General features: G+C 41.7%; 13 protein-coding genes. 4 read left to right on the top strand and 9 right to left on the bottom strand.

Going from position 1 to position 18,393, the window contains the following annotated elements; genetic code table 11:
* Window positions 1-281: 281 nt before the first annotated feature.
* The 6 genes from A6754_RS02740 to A6754_RS02715 form a co-directional block, all read right to left on the bottom strand.
* On the bottom strand, window positions 282-1,667 hold the full coding sequence (locus tag A6754_RS02740; RefSeq protein ID WP_066442406.1) for an O-antigen ligase family protein: 1,386 nt from the start codon (window positions 1,665-1,667) through the stop codon (window positions 282-284).
* A gap of 74 nt (window positions 1,668-1,741) precedes the next feature.
* Window positions 1,742-2,848 carry a glycosyltransferase family 4 protein gene (locus A6754_RS02735; protein ID WP_066442405.1) on the bottom strand — a complete coding sequence of 369 codons (1,107 nt, stop codon included), beginning with the start codon at window positions 2,846-2,848 and terminating at the stop codon, window positions 1,742-1,744.
* Entirely contained in the window at window positions 2,845-3,756 is a 912-nt protein-coding gene (locus tag A6754_RS02730; protein WP_066442404.1) for a PIG-L deacetylase family protein, read from the bottom strand. Before A6754_RS02730 ends, A6754_RS02735 begins: the two co-directional genes overlap by 4 nt.
* A 10-nt stretch (window positions 3,757-3,766) precedes the next feature.
* Window positions 3,767-4,804, bottom strand: a complete 1,038-nt coding sequence (locus A6754_RS02725; RefSeq protein WP_066442403.1) for a GNAT family N-acetyltransferase — start codon at window positions 4,802-4,804, stop codon at window positions 3,767-3,769.
* 16 nt (window positions 4,805-4,820) lie between these two features.
* Window positions 4,821-5,534, bottom strand: a complete 714-nt coding sequence (locus tag A6754_RS02720; RefSeq protein ID WP_066442402.1) for a WecB/TagA/CpsF family glycosyltransferase — start codon at window positions 5,532-5,534, stop codon at window positions 4,821-4,823.
* 17 nt (window positions 5,535-5,551) lie between these two features.
* Window positions 5,552-6,829 carry a nucleotide sugar dehydrogenase gene (locus A6754_RS02715; RefSeq protein ID WP_066442401.1) on the bottom strand — a complete coding sequence of 426 codons (1,278 nt, stop codon included), beginning with the start codon at window positions 6,827-6,829 and terminating at the stop codon, window positions 5,552-5,554.
* Between the two features lie 419 nt (window positions 6,830-7,248).
* On the opposite strand from A6754_RS02715, the gene csaB reads away from it, so the two are divergent.
* The 4 genes from csaB to A6754_RS02695 all read left to right on the top strand — a co-directional run bounded on the left by csaB (window position 7,249) and on the right by A6754_RS02695 (window position 12,756).
* Window positions 7,249-8,358 (top strand): polysaccharide pyruvyl transferase CsaB, encoded by a 1,110-nt coding sequence (csaB, locus tag A6754_RS02710; RefSeq protein WP_066451293.1) that lies wholly within the window; start codon window positions 7,249-7,251, stop codon window positions 8,356-8,358.
* A gap of 18 nt (window positions 8,359-8,376) precedes the next feature.
* On the top strand, window positions 8,377-9,552 hold the full coding sequence (locus A6754_RS02705; RefSeq protein WP_066442400.1) for a glycosyltransferase family 4 protein: 1,176 nt from the start codon (window positions 8,377-8,379) through the stop codon (window positions 9,550-9,552).
* Window positions 9,553-9,636: 84 nt separating this feature from the next.
* On the top strand, window positions 9,637-11,160 hold the full coding sequence (gene murJ, locus A6754_RS02700; protein ID WP_066442399.1) for a murein biosynthesis integral membrane protein MurJ: 1,524 nt from the start codon (window positions 9,637-9,639) through the stop codon (window positions 11,158-11,160).
* Between the two features lie 15 nt (window positions 11,161-11,175).
* Window positions 11,176-12,756, top strand: coding sequence for a glycoside hydrolase family protein (locus A6754_RS02695; protein ID WP_066442398.1), 1,581 nt, complete (start codon window positions 11,176-11,178; stop codon window positions 12,754-12,756).
* Between the two features lie 63 nt (window positions 12,757-12,819).
* Here A6754_RS02695 and A6754_RS02690 read toward each other — a convergent pair whose 3' ends face one another.
* The 3 genes from A6754_RS02690 to A6754_RS02680 form a co-directional block, all read right to left on the bottom strand.
* Window positions 12,820-14,829 (bottom strand): S-layer homology domain-containing protein, encoded by a 2,010-nt coding sequence (locus tag A6754_RS02690; RefSeq protein ID WP_082851584.1) that lies wholly within the window; start codon window positions 14,827-14,829, stop codon window positions 12,820-12,822.
* Window positions 14,830-15,073: 244 nt separating this feature from the next.
* Window positions 15,074-16,066 carry a C40 family peptidase gene (locus A6754_RS02685; protein ID WP_066442397.1) on the bottom strand — a complete coding sequence of 331 codons (993 nt, stop codon included), beginning with the start codon at window positions 16,064-16,066 and terminating at the stop codon, window positions 15,074-15,076.
* 278 nt (window positions 16,067-16,344) lie between these two features.
* Window positions 16,345-18,246, bottom strand: coding sequence for a S8 family peptidase (locus A6754_RS02680; protein WP_066442396.1), 1,902 nt, complete (start codon window positions 18,244-18,246; stop codon window positions 16,345-16,347).
* Window positions 18,247-18,393 lie beyond the last annotated feature (147 nt).

Raw genomic sequence — 18,393 nt, 5'->3', positions numbered from 1 at the left:
AATATCTTATAAAAATCATAGGGGCAAATAGCTTATATTGAATTGTAACATCATGGAAACGGGGAGGCACTATTATGCTTCCAAATCCGAATAATTTGGCTATTTTTGTTTAAATATACATAAACGCGGATCATTATCTGTTTTAAGCTCGATTAACACGGGTATCATTTTTACGTTAATGATTATTTAATCATTAGGAAGTGTTACAAAAGGCACTCTTCTGCACAGTAGTTTAAAAACAATAAAAAAAAACCCAGCACACCATGTGCTGGGCATCTACCTTAAGCAACTTCCTTCCGATTCTTAGCTAAGAATGCCAGGACAAGACCTGCTGTGAGCCAGAAGATCATGTTCAGCTGCGGAATGAAGATTAGGTTGTTGGATAAGTTTTGGACCATATAGCAGACGCTTCCGACGAAGAGGCCGACTGCCATGACTTTACCTAATACATTTTGTTTTTGATCAAGGTATAGCTTAATGATCGTTAAGAAGTACACGATATAGATAAGAAGGAATGAGATTAGGCCAATAAAGCCTGTTTCTGCTCCAACCTTTAAGTAGGAGTTATGGACAGAGTAGCTGTCATGCCCGATGTATAGCTCCGGGTATTTTTCTACATATTCCTTGTAGTTCGCTGTGTAGTTTCCGACACCAAGTCCTAGAACAGGGTTGTCTCTCAGCATATACCAGCCTGTTTTCCATAGAGTAGTACGTGAGACAACAGCACGGCTTGTTGTGGCGTCCTCTTCTTTTACCTCTTCATCGACAACATCGTCCACATCACCCGTTTCGGGATCAGCTGGATCGCCTCCTAAGCTGATGTTTGAACCTTTTGGAAGAAGCTGTTCAATCGCGTAAAGCGCTGAGCTAGTACGGGACTGCACATCCGGCATAAAGTATACGACAGTAAATAGGATTAAGAATGATAATAAAATATGCGGTTTGATCGCATTTTTAATAAATAATTTTGGCATTAAGATAATCAGTAAGATTAATGCACAAGCCATTGTGACCCAAGCTGCACGTGTATAGGTTAAAACAACGTTCGCAACGTAGATGGCAAACAATGCAAACATAAGCAGCTGTGCTGTGCGGTTTTTGAAGTAAACAACCGCAACCAGCAGAATGGTCGGAATTAGATAGTTTAAGTAAGCAGAATAATAGTTTGGATTGACAAGGGTAGAATCAACACGGCCCTTTGCTTCCTGCAGTGCATACAACCCTGCCTTGTTCAGGGAGAAGTTAAATACATATTGCAGGACACCAAATACCCCAACAATAACAACTGCGGCACCAAACCACTTAGCAAAGCTCAAATATTGCTTCTTTGTAAAGTCTACTTTCGCCACAATTAGAAACAGCACGACGTACGATAGATAACGGGCAGTCTCCATAATCGCAGATTTTAAATCGATCGCATTGACAATGGAGATCAGCGATACAAGTAAAAATAGTGCAAAAGCAGCCGTAAGAGGCCAGATTTTAAGATCATTCAGTCTGATTTTGCCTTTGAAAAATTCATATATAGCCGCAAGTGTAACAAGCGGAACGAGAATAACCTCAGCTGATAACGGCAGCGGACCAATATACGTTTTGAAATATAATATAGGAATAAAAAACAGGCACGCTATCACGAGGTAATATGTCAGTGTATTTTTATTAGCCATTTTAAAGCTCCTTTTTCATCTTAAATCACGCTTTTCCTGTATAAGGTTACAATATTCTGCGGCATGTGACAATTTTAATTTTTTCCTGCTGCTAGTTTTTTATAATAATTCATCGTTGAATCTGCCAGCTGCTGCAGGGAAAAATGGCTTGATGCAAAGGAATAAAGCTTCGTGCCCATCTGCTTCAGCTCGCCGCTTTCCTTTTTTTCACAGGCAGATGCAAAGGCGGTCGCAAGCGACTTGTCGTCTTTAATCGGTACAATCCAGCCAGTATGCCCTGGTTCCACCAATTCTTTAACGCCGCCAACGTCGGTTGTGATCAATGGGACATGCTGATTGGCTGCCTCCAGCAGGGCAAGCGGAAAGCTTTCACTGTATGATGCGAGCAAAGCGACGTCTGATGCTGCGTAAATGCTATCTACATCTTGGCGGAAGCCCAGGAATGTTACTTGATCCTGAAGCCCCTCTTTTGCTGCCAGCTCTTCCAATTCTGCTTTGATGGGTCCGTCTCCTACTAAAATCAGCTTCATGTCCGGGTTATTAAGAGTTTTGATCGCCCTAAACACCACTTCATGTCCTTTAATCGGATGCAGTCGGGCTACCATTGTCATCACGAAGTCATTTTCATTGACGCCCAAGCTTTCTCTAGTAAGCGGTGCTGCCTTGTCTGCTGTAAACTCAATGCCGTTATAAACGGTCTGAACTTTAGCAGCAGGAATGCCAAGACTTACTAGATTTTGCTTAAACGTTTCAGAAACAGCAAAATATCCGTCCATTTTCTTTAGTGCAAACATATTCAGCTTCGTAAAGGCCCTTCCTTTCATACCCGTCTTCATAAAATCAAGCTTCGGATCACTGTGCACCGTTGTTACCCAGATAATATCCAGCCTGCTTTTTAAATACGTTCCAAAGAGGTTGGCGCGCGGTCCATGGGTATGCAGGATGTCAAAAGAGTTGTCCTTGATAAAACGGATCAGTTTATTTAGAACACTGAGGTCATACCGGGAGGATTGCTTAAACACATGCACATCGATGCCAGCTTCCTCAGCTTCCTTTGACAGTGCACCTTCCTGCAAAACGACGAGTGAGACAGAGTCTTTAGGAAGCTTGGAAAGCAGCGTAATCACGTGCTTTCTTGAACCGCCTGTTTCTCCTCCGCTAATAAAGTGAAGTATCTTCAACTTTGCTTCACCCCTTCTGCATTCCGGCTTTTCTGATACCATTCTTTTTTCAGATCTGCATTCTTCATAATGCCCCACAGTAAGGTTGCGGCTTTATTGACCTGTTTAAAGATACTGCTATATGAATGGCCTTCTGAGTCAATGACCCTGTATTGAGCCGGGAAGTGCTGCGCTGGAATCTCAAGAAAGGTTTCCACCGCCGCCACCCCAGAATCTTCCAGCATGTTCGTTTTTATTTTGCTCAGCTCGATAAATCCATCAAAGTCGATTGCCTGCGATTGAAAAATATCAACTGCTTTTTCCTTCACAGCTGATTCAGAAGAAATATCAATCACCGTATTAATCGCATTTGGCGAGATCGGGCAATTGATTTCGTATAAGCGGATGACCCCTTCATAGGAGGTGTCTGCAATCACATCAGCCAGAATTCTGCCTGTTGCGACATGGTCCCGGTGACAGTCAATAAAGGTTGTACAATAAATGATGCCTGGTTTTGTCTCATCTATGAGCTTCTCAAATGCCGCTCTTGTCTGCGCATTGCTTTCAATCGCTCCATCCGGAAAATCAAGAAAAACAAGGTTTTGAAAGCCCAGCAATTTCTGAACTTCACGGGCTTCATCTTTTCGCTTCTGCATCAGTTCGCTTTTGGAAAGGGAGGAAACACTACCAGCTCCATCTGTGATATAAGCAACCGTTACTTGCTGGCCGTTTTTCACATGCTTTAAAATCGTGCCGCCAAGACCAATCGTTTCATCATCCACATGCGGAGCAAGCACAAGTACATTTCCGTCGCCAAGTTCGGCAGGTTTCAGGCTGTTCTGATAAAAGCTATTCAGTTTTTTGCGTGTATAGGGAAGGACAAGCGGCTTTGCCGCATTCAAAACAGTCCTTTTTATATTCGAAGCCATAATGTCACCTCTAAAATGAATCTACATCTGCGGGCGTAATGTACCAGTTTTCGATTGAATCATCTTCATTCATCGAGTCATCCGCTGGTTTGCCGACGAGTGGCATCGGGTTGTCCTTATGAATAAAACGAAGTTCTCTTAATTGTTTAAAATAATTCGTATGCTCTAAAGCCCAAGTTTGGATAATCCCGGCTTCCTTCAGCTGCTCTAAAGCGGCATCCAGTAAAGCTGTTTGGACTTCCTCACTGTTTACACTGAGAAAATCTACAATCGTTCCGTTTTTCACGGTGCCGCGGCCAAAAGACTTTTCTTCAATAGAAGTAACGGCATAGCCGACGAGTTCTTCATTATCATAAAGGGCAATCATGTTATACTGCTTGTCCGGATGATGATGGAATCTCCAGTTCAGATAAGCTGCATCCCTTTTTAAAATAATCGGTGCAATGGTTTTTGCTTTTTCCCAGAGCATATCGAATTCTTCTGAGCAGTTTGTGATTTGTTTTACGGTATATGAACTGTCTTTTCTCTTTGCAGGACGATGTTTAAATGGAAGGTCCACAATTGAGAGGAGAGGTTTCACGAAGGAAAGAAACGGGAATTTCCCAAGCGCTAAGCTTGAGGGGCGATTAAATTTCATTAAGCGCGGTATTCTCGCGATCTCCTTTGCACCAGTGTAGCGAATAAATAACTGCTTCGCTTTTTCAGCTGGGTATCCATATAAATAGTTCATTCCTCTTTCATTGGCTTGAACAAGCATCTGCTTGTTCAGCTGCTTGTACAAACCTTTCCCCTGGTGTCTGGGAGAAACCATTGTGTCTGTTCTTGCTCCAAAGAGAACTTCCCTGCCATGCCACATTGCTTTTGCCGGCATAAGGGCGACATGTCCTGCCACCTCACCGTCTTCATCAGCAATTTTCATGACAGATTCTCCTGCCGGGTTATGCTTATATTTCCATTCCCAGTGATGGGCACTGCGCTCTTTCCCAAACACTTCATGGAACAGTTTATTGATTTCTTGCTCATCATGTTGTTTGTATGGACGAATCATCCTAAAAAACAACTCCTTAACGGCTTCTTAACACCTTTAATAAAAAGATTGGCAAATTCATTTGGCGCTTAAGCCTTTTCGGCTCTTTCAGCAAACGATACAGCCATTCGATTCCAAACTTGCGGAAAAATGCTGGAGCTCTTTTCGTCTTGCCGGAAAAAACATCAAAGCTTCCGCCGACTCCCTGAAAAACCTTTACGTTTAAAGAGCTCATATGTTCTTTGATCCACAGCTCCTGTTTCGGACTGCCCAGAGCAACAAACAAAAGCTGTGCACCTGAATCATTGATTTTTTTGACAAGTGCTTCGTTATCCTTCACATAACCATTTTCATAGCCGGCTACATTTAATGAAGGAAAACGATCTTCAATCTTTGTTTTTGCCTCTGAAACAATCTCTTCTTTTGCTCCATAGAAGAAGACCCCAAGGTCCTCTTCTGCAGCAAAACGCAATAGCTGTTCCATCATATCAATGCCCGTTACCCGTTCAGATAGGTCTCCGCCTTTGATTTTAGAGGCGAGGATCATGCCGATGCCATCGGGAATTTGATAGGTGGAATCATTGATCAGTTCTTTGACAAGCGGATTTTGATTGGCTGTGATGACCTTTTCAGGGTTTACAGCAATCACCGTTGACTGTTTTCCATCTTTGATACGCATGCGCAAGTCGTCTAATATTTCGCTGTACGTCATAACTGAAACGTTAACGCCTAAATATTGTTCTTTTTTCATCACGTATTCCTAGCTTTCTATTCTTGGATCGATTTAAGGTTCATTAAATTACCAATTCGATAAACCGTTAACTGTTCTTCGTTTAAGTTCGTGCAATTCTTCGTATCAAAAACAACTGGTGTCTTCATTAAGGAAGCTAATTCTTCGCTGTTCAATGACTTAAATTCATTATGATCGGCTAAAACAACAACCAGATGCGCATCTTTCACGGCTTCTTCAAAAGAAGCTAGAGGGAATTCTACTTGTTCCTGCTGCACGTGCGGATCATAAACCTTCAAATCATAGCGTTTATTGTCTAATAGCATTTCAACAATCTCGAGTGCCGGGCTTTCACGGACATCATCAATATTGCCTTTATACGTTAATCCGAATACAGCCACTCTTGGCTGATCCAGTTCTGCTGTTAAGCGATGCACTTGTGTTGTCACAAAATGCGGCATTGAGTTGTTAATATCGCGGGAAAGCTTAATCAGCTTCGCTTCCTCTGTCGCTTTTTCCACGATAAAGTACGGATCTACTGCCAGACAGTGTCCGCCGACTCCTGGTCCTGGGTGGTGAATATTCACTCGAGGATGCTTGTTGGCAAGCTCGATGACTTTATGGGCATCAACGCCAAGACGCTGTGAAATTTTTGCCAGCTCATTTGCCAGGGCAATATTTACATCACGGAACGTATTTTCCATTAGCTTTGACATTTCTGCTGTCACAGCTTCCGTTTCAATTACATCACCAGTGACAATTTTGCGGTATACATCAGCAGCTTGCTTCGCCGCTTCTGGTGTTGTACCACCAACGATTCTTGTATTTTCAACAAGCTCAATTAAAATGCGGCCAGGCAATACGCGCTCAGGACAGTGAGCTAAGTATAGATCTTTCTCTGTATCAAAGCCTTGTTCCCTTAGGATTGGAGCAACGACATCATCCATTGTGCGCGGAGGAATGGTTGATTCTACGATGACAATATTGCCTTTTTTCAAGAATGGCGCGATCGCTTTTGTTGCGCTGATCACATAATCTACATTGGCTGTTAAATCCTCATGAATTGGTGTCGGCACAGCAATGATGAAGACATCCGCTTCTTCCGGTGTAACCGATGCACGAAGTTTGCCTTCATTTACCACCTGTTTCACGATTTCCGGCAGCCCAACTTCTTCAATATGAATTTCACCACGGTTCAGCTTTTCGATAACGCGTTCGCTGACATCTACACCAAGCACATTGTAGCCTGCGCGTGCAAAAATCGCAGAAGTTGGAAGACCGATGTACCCTAAACCGACAACACAAATTTTCTCCATTTATAAGGACCTCTCTTTAATATGAAAATTTCTACATTATAGGAATTAATTTTGTTAGCTAATGAACATAGTAAAACATGTCATAGTTCGACACAAGTGAAGGTGGACTTAGTTCCAAATCACTCTCAGCCTGCTATAGTTTTTGCGTGCTGCAATACGCAGAATGTACATCATGCCTGCATTCCAGCAAAAAAACAGCGAAGCTATGCCGAAGTTCGACATAATCCTAACATAGTATAACAAATTCAACCAAACGTTGCACCAATTACATTGAATGTCCACCATGCTAATGTTAAAATAAAGTTTAGCTTTTTTATACTAACAAGCATTCTAACCTAATCAATAAGGAAGAAATTAGAATGAAGGTAAAGGAAAGCTATTTCCGCATGGATAAAATGACACAAGGAGGAAATACTTCTTTGAAAATAGTGATCTCTGGATTTTATGGACTTGGCAACACAGGTGATGAAGCGATTCTTGAATCAATTGTTGATAATTTAAAGGATGAGCTCGACCACCCTGATTTAACCGTCTTCTCTCTATCTCCGAAAAAAACGGCTGAAACGTATGGTGTTAAAAGCGTTTATAGAGGATGGCGCCATGATTTTAAAGGAAAAGTGAAAGCGCTCCGCGAAGCTGACTTACTAATCAGCGGCGGCGGCGGTCTTCTTCAAGATACGTACCCAACGAAGTTTTTGTTCGGCCCCCTTCCTTATTATTTATTAATTGTGTTTCTTGCCAAGCTTTGCGGCACTAAAGTCATGTTCTTCTCGCAAGGTATTGGTCCCGTGAACTCAACTTGGGGGAAATTATTAATGAAAGTATTTGCCAATATGGCAAACTTTATTACGGTTCGTGACCAGCACTCTAAGGACCTTCTCTATAAGCTCGGCGTGAATCGTCCTGAATCAGTCGTGACAGCTGATATCGTGTTTGCGTTTCAGAAAAAGGAGGATACAGCCTGCATCGATTCTCTTCCATTAAAGGGAGATGAAAAGCTTGTTGCTGTCTCTGTCCGTCCATGGTTCCAGCATACAGACCATTACAAACAGATCGGCATCGCACTTGATCAGCTGATTGAGGAAGAAGACATCACACCGGTATTTGTGCCGATGGAAGGTCATCATGATGTGAAAGCTTCCAATTTTGTATTGGAGCATATGCAGCATGGCGACCACTGCTATGTATTAGGACCAGACTTCTCGCCAAATCAATACTTAAACTTTATCAGCAATTGCGACCTTACAATCGGGCTGCGTTTGCATTCGCTTATCTTCTCCGCTCTTGTTGCTGTTCCGCATATCGGGATCAGCTATGATAAAAAGGTGGAAAGCTTGTTAAAGCGTTCTGGCATGTGGACATACTCTTTTCCGCTTGAAACATTGGATGCTGCACAACTTGTAGATAACAGCAAAAAGGTTCTTGCCAATCATGCAGAACTGAAGGCAATGATTGAAACAAATGCACAGGGCATGCGCAGGGATGCTCTTGAAAATATTGACTTGATGAAGGAACGATTTTTGAAATAACGCAAGGGAGAGGGCATTATGAAAATCCTAATTACGACTGTCTTCGATTACCCTCATGCTGGGGGATTATCGACACATGTAACGACATTAAAAGCAGGCCTTGAAGCAAGAGGACATGAAGTCGATGTTCTTTCCATCAGTGACGCGCCAGGCTGGCAAAAGAAATTTTATGCGCGCGGACCAAGTTTTGTGTTAAACAAAATGAAAAAAGGCAAAGGCATCATTTGGAGCCGAAAAGCACGTCAAAATATGCTTCACAAGCTGATTGTGGAAAATAAATCGAAAAACTACGACATTATCAATGCCCAAGACGCATTTGCTACCTTTGCTTCATTGGAATCTGGCATTCCGACGGTTTCTACTGTTCATGGCTATATGGCTTTTGAAGCTGTCAGCGCCGGTTCTGTTGTGGAAGGCAGCGAAGAAGCGAAGCTATTGCAGGAGATGGAAAAAAAGGCATATAGCTCTACTCGCAAAGTCATTACGGTTGATCAGCGCATTAAAGACTATGTGAAAAAGCAGGCAGGAGTGGACGGCACCGCGATCCGCAACTTCATTGATATTCACGACTTTCAACCGGCAACTGATAAGAAAGCTGAGCTCCGCAAAAAGCACGGCTTTTCTAATGATGACCTGGTTTTCTTTGTACCGCGCCGTTTAACAAAGAAAAATGGCGTCATCTATCCGACCCTTGCTTTCCCAAAAGTATTGGAGAAATTCCCGAATGCAAAGCTTGTTTATGCAGGAATGGGCGAAGCGTTTGAAGAGCTGAAGGCTCTAATCGCTGAAAAAGGACTTGAAAATCAAGTACAGCTGCTTGGCGCCGTTCCGCATGCGAAGGTAAAAGAATTCTTCGCGTTATCGGATGTTGTTCTAGTGCCAAGTGTGCACTCTGCTGGTGTAGAGGAAGCGACCTCTATTTCCGCGCTTGAAGCGATGGGTTCAGGGATTCCGCTTATTGCCTGTGCAGTTGGCGGTTTGAAGGAAATCGTCAACCATGAGCATGACGGCTTATTGGTAGAAGAGAAAAATGTGGCAGAGCTAGAAGATGCGATGCTGTTTCTGCTGGAAAATCCGGAAACGGGTGCACAGCTTGCGAAAAATGCCCGCCAAAAGATTGAAGACGAATACTCTCATTTGGCAGCAGCAGAAAAATACGAAAGCATCTATTTATCAGCATTAGAGAAAAACTAATTCACAGATCTTTTTATCAACTGAGACGTGCAGAGAATATGCTCTGCACGTCCTTTTATGAAATCGTCAGGAAGTGAAAAACGTATGGCTTCATTAAAAAAATCTGCTATTTTACTCACGTTATTAGCAATTGTCGTTAAGCTCTCAGGCTTTTTGCGCGAAAGTATCATGACAAGCCAATTCGGCGCCAGTCATTATACAGACGGCTATATTATGGCCTTTTCTTTTATTACCCTTGCCCTTGCTATGATCTCGGGCGGATTCAACAATGTGTTTCTGCCCCTATACGTTAAAAATAAAAAAGAAGATCCGAAAAAAGCAGAACAAAGCGCCAATGGCATTATGAATGCTACGGTCCTGATTTTCCTTGCTCTGTCTGTGATCGGCTATTTTATTGCTCCTTATCTTGTTCCGCTTATCTTCCCAAGTGCGCCAGCTGATACAGAAGCAATTGCAATCAGTATTACGCAATTCTTTATTCTTTTTATCAGTGCAATTGCGTTAAATGGAATACTGGACTCCTATTTGCAGGGAAGACGAATTTTTGTTCCTTCGCAAGTATCAAAGCTTGTCGCTACCATCATGGGTGTTGTGTTTGTCCTGCTCTTTTCTGAACAATGGGGCATCAACAGTCTCGCTTACGGATTTATCGCAGGAACACTCTTAGGTTCAGCCATTCAATTTTATTATCTGCGGAAAAGCGGCTATCACTGGCGGCCTACACTAAAGATTGAAAAGGAATTCGGCAAGACATTGCTCGTGCTGCTTGTTCCTTCTTTGCTGAATTCAGTTGTAGGCCAGATTAATATGTTCGTCAATAAATCCTTTGCTGCCAGTACAGGGCTAGATGGAGTTGTCACCTATTTAAATAACGCTTCGATGCTTGTGACCATTCCTCATGCGATTTATGGAACAACGATTGCTGTCATTATCTTTACCCTTTTATCTGAGCAGCTTGATAATCCAAAGAAATTTCAATCGACCTTTTTTACCGGCATGCAAATTTCGTTTGTCACATTAATGCCTATCGCTGTGGGATTACTGCTTGTTGGTGAACAGACCCTTTCCTTTATATTTGAAAGAGGAAAATATACTGCAGAAGATACACACAATGCCTATCTGGCTTTAGTTTTTTATGTGCCTATGATTGTCACACAAGGCTTACAGTATATCGTTTCAAGATCGATGTATGCCCGCGGCAAAACAGCCATCATTTTCCGCATCAGTGTAACGACTATCATCTTAAATGCTTTTTTAAACTGGCTATTATTAAAACCATACGGCTATACCGGCCTTGCTTTATCCAGTTCCTTTGTATCGGTTTATTATTTAGTGGTTTCAGGCTTTGTCGTGTATAAAGACTTTGATCGTTCTGAACTGTTCAAACTGCTGAATCTGATTGTCCGTGTCTTAATTCCAACCGTGATTATGGCCGTTCCCCTCTATCTGCTGCAGAAATTCACGGCTATTACGGAGTTATATTCGCTTGTACAATTAATGATCTTAATTCCATTAGGAGCTATTTTATATACGGGCGGATTATATGTATTTTATAAGGACGGCTTCAGACAGCTGCTTGCGATTGTGAAGAAAAGGAAAAAAGCGTAAAAGGAGGCATAACAGATGAGAAAATTAATAGCAGCTCTTATCCTCCTGATTGTTCTTTCTGGGTGTGAACAGCCAGAGGAACTGGAAGATTTTCGTCTTTCACTTGGAAATACAGATTTAACGGTAGCATCTGTTGTAAAAGAACAAGTAGAGGATTCCAGCCTGCTTCCGGTTTATGATGATCAAACCTATACACTCCAGCTTGAAGAGGCTGGAACACTCGTTTTAAAAACACGCCGTATCGATAACGGTGACTTTCTCGTCACGGCCCAGCTAACAGGTGATGAATCCGAGAAAGCGGCCGCGAGCCTAAAGCTATCAGTAGACGAAGCCAATCGGATTGAACTGAATGATTGGGATCAAACCTTTATTGACCGTCCTCATGATAAAAATACGGGCGAGGATCTAACCACCCAGCCGATTGGTTTATTTACTTCCAGTTCTTTTGAAGAACAGCGCAGTCAAATTGTGCTGGGCAAACAATATGTCTCTACTGCCTTAATCACGGATTATGAGAATGATCATAAAAGTACGGTTCGGGTGTTAGAGAACGAAACTAAGAATTACCAAGTACAGCAGACTGATGAATCAGTTGCGGTAGAAATCGAGTTGAAAGCGGAGCCTGGTGAGATCGCAGAGAGCTGGTTTATGGTGTCTGACGAATCATTCTTTTCCAATGCAGAAGAGGAAGAAAGCTGGATCACCTATATGCTTGAAGATTATAAAGAGGCAAACGGCTGGCTTACGCTTGGAGGACCGATGAAAAAATTGCCTTGGTCCATAGAGCCTTATACAAAGGAAGGTTATGGCCGCAATCTTGGAGTCATGGTCGACCGGGAAGCCATTGACCGCTTTGGTGAAACAGGCGAACGCTATTATTATAATTTGATGATTAATAGCGCTGCAGACCTTTATGAATACCGGAAAGAAAAAGGCACAGACGTATGGGAAACTGAATACACGAGCACGTGGCTAAAGGATGCATACGGTCTGACAGCGCCTTATATTGATACAAGACATAATGAATTCATCGGTCTATATTTAGCAATGATTGGTGATTATGCGGATTTACCGGATTTAAAACAGGCTCAATTGGATTATGCCGATTACCTGCTGGAGCAAATCGCGATTGACAATGTGATTCAAACAGAAAACGGCTTCTATATTGCTGATTATTTTTCGCCGTATGATATGAAGCAGAAAACACATGCTTCCATGAATCATGTGCTTGGCGGAGCCAATCTGCTGCTTGATAGTTATATAGCCACAAATGATGAAAAATATTTAGAGGCCGCAAAAAAAATCCGTACAGCGATTGAGGATCTTGCGGATGAATGGATACGTGATACAGGCGACCTCTGGTATCAGGTTAATCCGGATCTAACCTTTTCCGGCAATGACTATGAACAGCTTACTTTACTGGATTTGCTGAAACACCAAAACAAATGGGAAGCTTCCGGCGATACAAAAAGTGCTGTCATTGATGACTTTATCACATCAAAAACAGCGTACTTATTAGAAAATGATGTTGTGCTGATTGATGAGGTGCAGGAGCTTTTAGAAGAGCAGGGATTTGCCGCAGAACTGGGGATTTAGAAATTTCCCTCTATAGACAAAAAAGAACCAGATTCCCTTTATTGGGATCTGGTTCTTTTCATTTTAGTACGTTTCAATTTTATCTGCTAAGTCAGAGCGGATATACGCGTATGGATTTTTTCCAGTCGTATCTGCATCAGATAAAATTTTATACCAGACATAGCCGTCAGCTGCTTTTTCTTCATCAACGATCACAATTGGCATTTTTGCCGCTTTGTACGTATATACTAAGTTTGCTGTACCTACAGCTGATGATGGTGTGCTGCGAATATTTGTACCAGGTGTATTTGTCAGCGCCACTACTTGCTTGTTATTGTAATCTTTAAAGCCTAACGCTTTGTCGATTCGGTACATATGGCCAGCTAACTTAGAGCCCCAGTAAGCATCTGTTGCGTATCTTACGTTAAAGCCCATTCCTTTGTTTCCTGGTGCAGCACCGTTGCTTCTCCAATCGCCTTGGACTGCATATGCTTTGTTTAAATATTTGCTAACAAGCGCATCCACACTGTCAGTCGCCTTTGGATAAGCCTTCGCTCCGGATGGATCGCTGTCATACGCTTCAATTCCAAAGAGATTATTTAATCTTAATGCATTATTACTCATTCCGTACTGGCTTTCATGCATTGCCCATCCAAGAACTAAAAGTGCATTAATATTCGATTCAGCTTCAACCTTTTTCAGATATGAGCCAAGTCCTTTAACTTTGCTTTTTACTGTAGCATCTTTATAGACTGATAATCCCGTAGCTTCTAGTTCTGCTAGTTTATTATCAATGAAACGATCTAACTCTGCTGCCGTATAAGGTGTTTTTGTACGTGCAGATAAATACTGATAGTATGGGTAAAGTTCTTTTCCTACATAAGAAGTAGATGTGCCTAAATTGTTGGTATAGAACTTTGTGCCATCCCAGCTATAATATCTGACTCCTTGCTTTAGCGCTGAAGGAGCTTTGCCAATTTCATAAGAACCATACTGGTTTGTTCCAGGATTATAAATGCTGTGAACAAGCTCAACTCTTGCATTGACAGTATAGTAGTTTTGATTCTTAATCATTTTGGCAGGGACAAGATGGATATCCGAGTGTTTCACGTAAGCTGTTCGGCCGCCAATATATACTTTAACAGCTTCTTCAGTTGACTCAATATATTTTAACTCTTCCTGAGCTGGCACCGCAGCTTGAACAGATCTCAAATCTGATCCGCTGTATAAGCTTGTCGTAGCATTTCCGATTGAAGGACTCGCATATGCCAAGCCTGAAGCCATTTTTATAACTTTGCCTTTGAGGGTAATAACCTCTGAAGAAGAATTCCAGCTTGCTTCAGCTTCTGCAAAGGTTTTATATTTTTTAGCTGATTCTACTAATTCTCCATTTTGATCAATAGTAGAAATCACATAAGGTTTTTCTTCAATAGGCTGTCCAGGTTCGCCAGGCAGCTGATTTTCAAAGTCTTCCATTGCATGAATCATACGAATGATAAATGCAGCTGCTTCTGCTCTGGAAGCTTGTCTTGATTGCTCAAAACGATATGTTTTACCATCACTGTTCGGAAAACCAATTGTAATGTTAAGTTTTACGCTTGATGCAATCGCAAGACGTGAAGCTGATGATGTAACAGCATCAAAATCAGTCAAAATAGATGGTTTTTCAAAAGGCACGTCTATATTTTTATAATCAAGAGCATTTTTGATCATGATGACCATTTGCTCACGTGTGATTTGGTTGTCTGGCTTAAAGTTTCCATCTGTACCGCCTGCAATGATTCCAGCTTCTGCAGCCGCGTTGATCCCAGGTGCCAGTTTGGATGTTACAGCAACATCGGAGAATTTATGTGGTGCTTCCGGAAGCTTTAAAGCACGTGCAAGGAAAGTAGCAAACTCGCCTCTCGTTACTTTGTTGCCCGGTTTATATACACCTTCACTATATCCAGTCAGAATTCCTTTTTGAATCGCTTCTCTCAATTCAGTTTCGAGCTTGATACCCGTGATGTCATCCGTGGCAGCCTGTCCAATTCCTGCTGGCAATAACGACAATATAAGAGCGACGGCAAGCAACAGAATCTTTGCTTTTTTCAAAAGTATTTCCCCTCTCTTTTCCGTTGTAAAGTGGCAATCTAAAAATCACTAACTATCATTCTACCAGAAAATTTCCGTTTCATGGTCGTTTTCGGCTATTTTTTTATAGGGAAAATATCCTATTCTATTTTGAAACTTTTTTGCTTCTTCATACGTCTAATATAATAAGAAACAATCAAGTGAACTTTTTAAAAGAAAAAAGCTGACCTTAGCAGTTGCACTGCCCGAGCCAGCTTACAAATAATTATTTTTTAACATTCATAGAATTGAAGATCGCTGCTGTAAAGAAAGCTCTTGTCGCACGATGTGTTGCATAATAACGATCTGTATCAAAGATTGTCGTGCTATCGATACTGCTCATCGTTACGATTGCATCATGAGCCCAATATGCTGGAGTGATGTCACTATATGAACTCGTATTTGCTTCAGCAATTTTCATTTCATTCAATTTAAATGCGCCTTCAAGAATGACAGCCATTTCCGCTCTAGTCATGTAAGCATCCGGACGGAAAGTACCATCTTTAAATCCATTGATAATGCCTAATTCTTTTATAGCTGCAATATCTTTTGCAAAGCGTGAACCTTTTGGAACATCCTTAAATGCGCTAATATTCTTTGGAGTCTTCTTCAGTACGCGGTTAATGATTGCTGCAGCTTGTCCTCTTGTTACAGCTTGGTCTGGACGGAAAGTGCCATCTTCAAACCCTTGGATGATTTCGCTGTCGCTTAATGCATAGATTGCTTCAAAAGCAAGATCCTTTTCACTAACATCAGAGAATCCTTCATCAGCTAAAATTCTTGTTGCACCGTAATACTTTGGTCCCCAGTATGAGCTGCTTAAAGAATCAATCTTAATGCCGCTGCTTGAAGTTGCGCTGATAAATTCATTATTTCCTATGTATATGCCGGCATGTGTGATGCCTGCTTTGCTATATGTACGTTCAAAAAATACTAAATCACCAGGCTGCAGGTTTTTCTTCGCTACTTTTGTACCTGCATGATACTGACTTGATGAAGTACGAGGCAGATCATAGCCTGCTTTGCCGAATACATATGTAACGAATCCTGAGCAATCAAAGCCTCGTGGTGTTGTTCCTCCATATAGGTACGGAACTCCCAGCTGTGCTTTAGCAGTTTTAATGATTTCTTCTTGGGATGATTGTGCGAAAGCTGTCGTGAATGGAAGAACCGAAAATATCAATACTAGAAGGATCACCTTCGAAAACTTTTGTCTCATCTTGCCACCTCTGCTCATTTCATTTCATATTTACTCGTAAAATATCAAATCTTGGAGTATGTAGTTACATTCTACCAAATGAGGAAGGTAATTTACTTTACTATTCTATTACAATTGTAGTAGAGGTGTTTTTTTGTATGGCGAGTGGGTAAATACCCGTTAGGATAAGGGATAAGCGGATTTAGAGGATTTATTTTCTGAATTTATATTACAATTGTGTTACAGAAAGATCATACATGAAAAAAGATGCTGCCAAAGTTCTGCAGCATCTTTCTATTTTAGTAGAGTCCTTCTGCTCTCGCGATAAAGACGGAGAATGTGGATCTTGCCATTTTTTCGTAAGGTCTGAATGTGCCGTCGCTGTATCCTTCTGTAATGCTGGCGGCAGCTAAGCGGTCAATCGCCTCATAGCCTGTTACTTTTTCATTTACGTCTTTAAAGTTCATAGAGACTGAGTCTTGCAGGTCGTAAGCATTGGCAATGAGGATAGCCATTTCCGCTCTTGAAACCGGCTCATCCGGACGGAATGTGCCATCAGGATAACCTCGCAGAATATTATTTTGTGCTGCTGCTTCTATATATCCTGAAGCAGAATTGCCGCTCGCCACATCTTTAAATCTTGTTGATCTTTTCTCACCATCGTAGCCTAAAGCACGGCCAATCATGGCAACAGCTTCCGATCTTTTTACAAGCTGTGATGGACGCAGTTCATTCTGATCGTATCCTAATAGAATCGACTGATGATTTAAATACATCATATACCTGCTATACCAGACAGAATTATCAATATCTCTATATGTCGGCTTTGCTACATCGACATTCACAACAATGCCCGCTTTTCTTTGCTCAACACCGTTTTGCAGCGGAATAATGGTGTATTCAATGCTTCCTTTTAAACCATAGTCTTCGAATGTGTGATGAGATGCTGCAGCATTAATGACTTTATCAAAGCGCTGCACTTTATATTGACTATATTGCTTAAGAATTTCGCCCATCTCTAATGTCACTTTTCCTTTTTGATCGACATTATAAGAGATCGAATCAATTCCGCTGTTATCTTGCTCTAATTGTGCTAAACCAAAACCATAAAAACGGTCACGCCCTGTAGGTCCGAGATCTTTTGCTGTTTCTTGAAGCAGCTGTCTCATTTCAATATGTGTAAGAAGCGGATATTTTTCTTTATATAATGCAGCTAACCCCGTTACAAACGGAGCAGCCATTGAAGTTCCTGTCATTTCTGCATATCCATCTGCCTTAAGCGCTGTTGGATATGTACTATAAATATAATCTCCCGGAGCCGTCAATTCCACTTCCATTCCGGTGGAAGAGGTTGGGATTCTCGTCTGATTTTTGCCGATCGCTGATACAGCAATGACATTGGAGAATTTAGCCGGATACATGACCGTTTCACTTGTCCCTGATTCTGTTCCTTCGTTCCCTGCTGCTGCAATTACTAGAATTCCCTTCTGGTAAGCCTTATCAATCATTGCCTTAATTCCCAGGTCTTCCACATCTGTTGTTAAGCTTAAATTGATAATGTCTACATCTTTGGATATTGCCCAGTCAAGCCCAGCCATAAAGGTCGATGTCGTTCCTCTCCCTCTAGAGTTCAATGCTTTAATCGTATAAAGCTCTGCATCAGGGGCAACCCCCACAATACCAATGTAATTGTCCTTTGCTCCGATAATGCCAGCTACATGTGTGCCATGTCCATTATCATCGTTATAGGAATCCGTACATTGAGATAGAACACATACGCCATCCGTAATATTTAGATCCGGATGATTTAGATCCACACCTGTATCAAGAATTGCAATCTTAATGTTTTTCCCTGTTAAAACAGTGGACTGTCTTTCTGGGATCTGCATTGTTTCATGTCCCCATGGTGTTACTTGGGCACTCGTTTGAACAGGCTGATCGGGTTCCGCTTTCGTAATCATATTTTTATCTGTTAGTTCCTGGATTTGCTCCGACGTTGCTTTAACCGCTGCAGCATGTATGTTCTCAAAAGATCTAATTACGGTAAGACCTTCTGCCTCAAGTTGGGATTCTTCTATATCAGCAGATAAGAAAACAATATAATTTTCATAGCTGGTCTCGGCAGACACAGCAGCCGTGCTTGAAGCAAACCATACTGCCAGCAGCAAGCCAGCCAGCATTCCTACCCATTTTTTCTTCAAAGTCCAGTGCCCCCTTTTCTATTACGCTTATAATTTATAATAATAGCATATTTGTATCACTGCATTGGTCTATCAGGCGATGATTTTGATTTCCATTTGCCAAATCGCTGCTGCCTGATATGAAAAAAAACAAAAGGCTATCCAGTT

The organism is Cytobacillus gottheilii (assembly GCF_001636345.1).
GTDB lineage: Bacteria > Bacillota > Bacilli > Bacillales > Cytobacillaceae > Cytobacillus > Cytobacillus gottheilii.
Note: the sequence above shows the minus strand (reverse complement) of the source record. Positions and strands in the feature narration are given on the sequence as shown.

Excerpts from the sequence above, each read along its gene's own strand:
- A6754_RS02740 (WP_066442406.1), bottom strand. The coding sequence starts at position 1,667 with ATGGCTAATAAAAATACACTGACATATTACCTCGTGATAGCGTGCCTG.
- A6754_RS02730 (WP_066442404.1), bottom strand. The coding sequence starts at position 3,756 with ATGGCTTCGAATATAAAAAGGACTGTTTTGAATGCGGCAAAGCCGCTT.
- A6754_RS02725 (WP_066442403.1), bottom strand. The coding sequence starts at position 4,804 with ATGATTCGTCCATACAAACAACATGATGAGCAAGAAATCAATAAACTG.
- A6754_RS02720 (WP_066442402.1), bottom strand. The coding sequence starts at position 5,534 with ATGAAAAAAGAACAATATTTAGGCGTTAACGTTTCAGTTATGACGTAC.
- A6754_RS02715 (WP_066442401.1), bottom strand. The coding sequence starts at position 6,829 with ATGGAGAAAATTTGTGTTGTCGGTTTAGGGTACATCGGTCTTCCAACT.
- A6754_RS02705 (WP_066442400.1), top strand. The coding sequence starts at position 8,377 with ATGAAAATCCTAATTACGACTGTCTTCGATTACCCTCATGCTGGGGGA.
- murJ (WP_066442399.1), top strand. The coding sequence starts at position 9,637 with ATGGCTTCATTAAAAAAATCTGCTATTTTACTCACGTTATTAGCAATT.
- A6754_RS02695 (WP_066442398.1), top strand. The coding sequence starts at position 11,176 with ATGAGAAAATTAATAGCAGCTCTTATCCTCCTGATTGTTCTTTCTGGG.
- A6754_RS02685 (WP_066442397.1), bottom strand. The coding sequence starts at position 16,066 with ATGAGACAAAAGTTTTCGAAGGTGATCCTTCTAGTATTGATATTTTCG.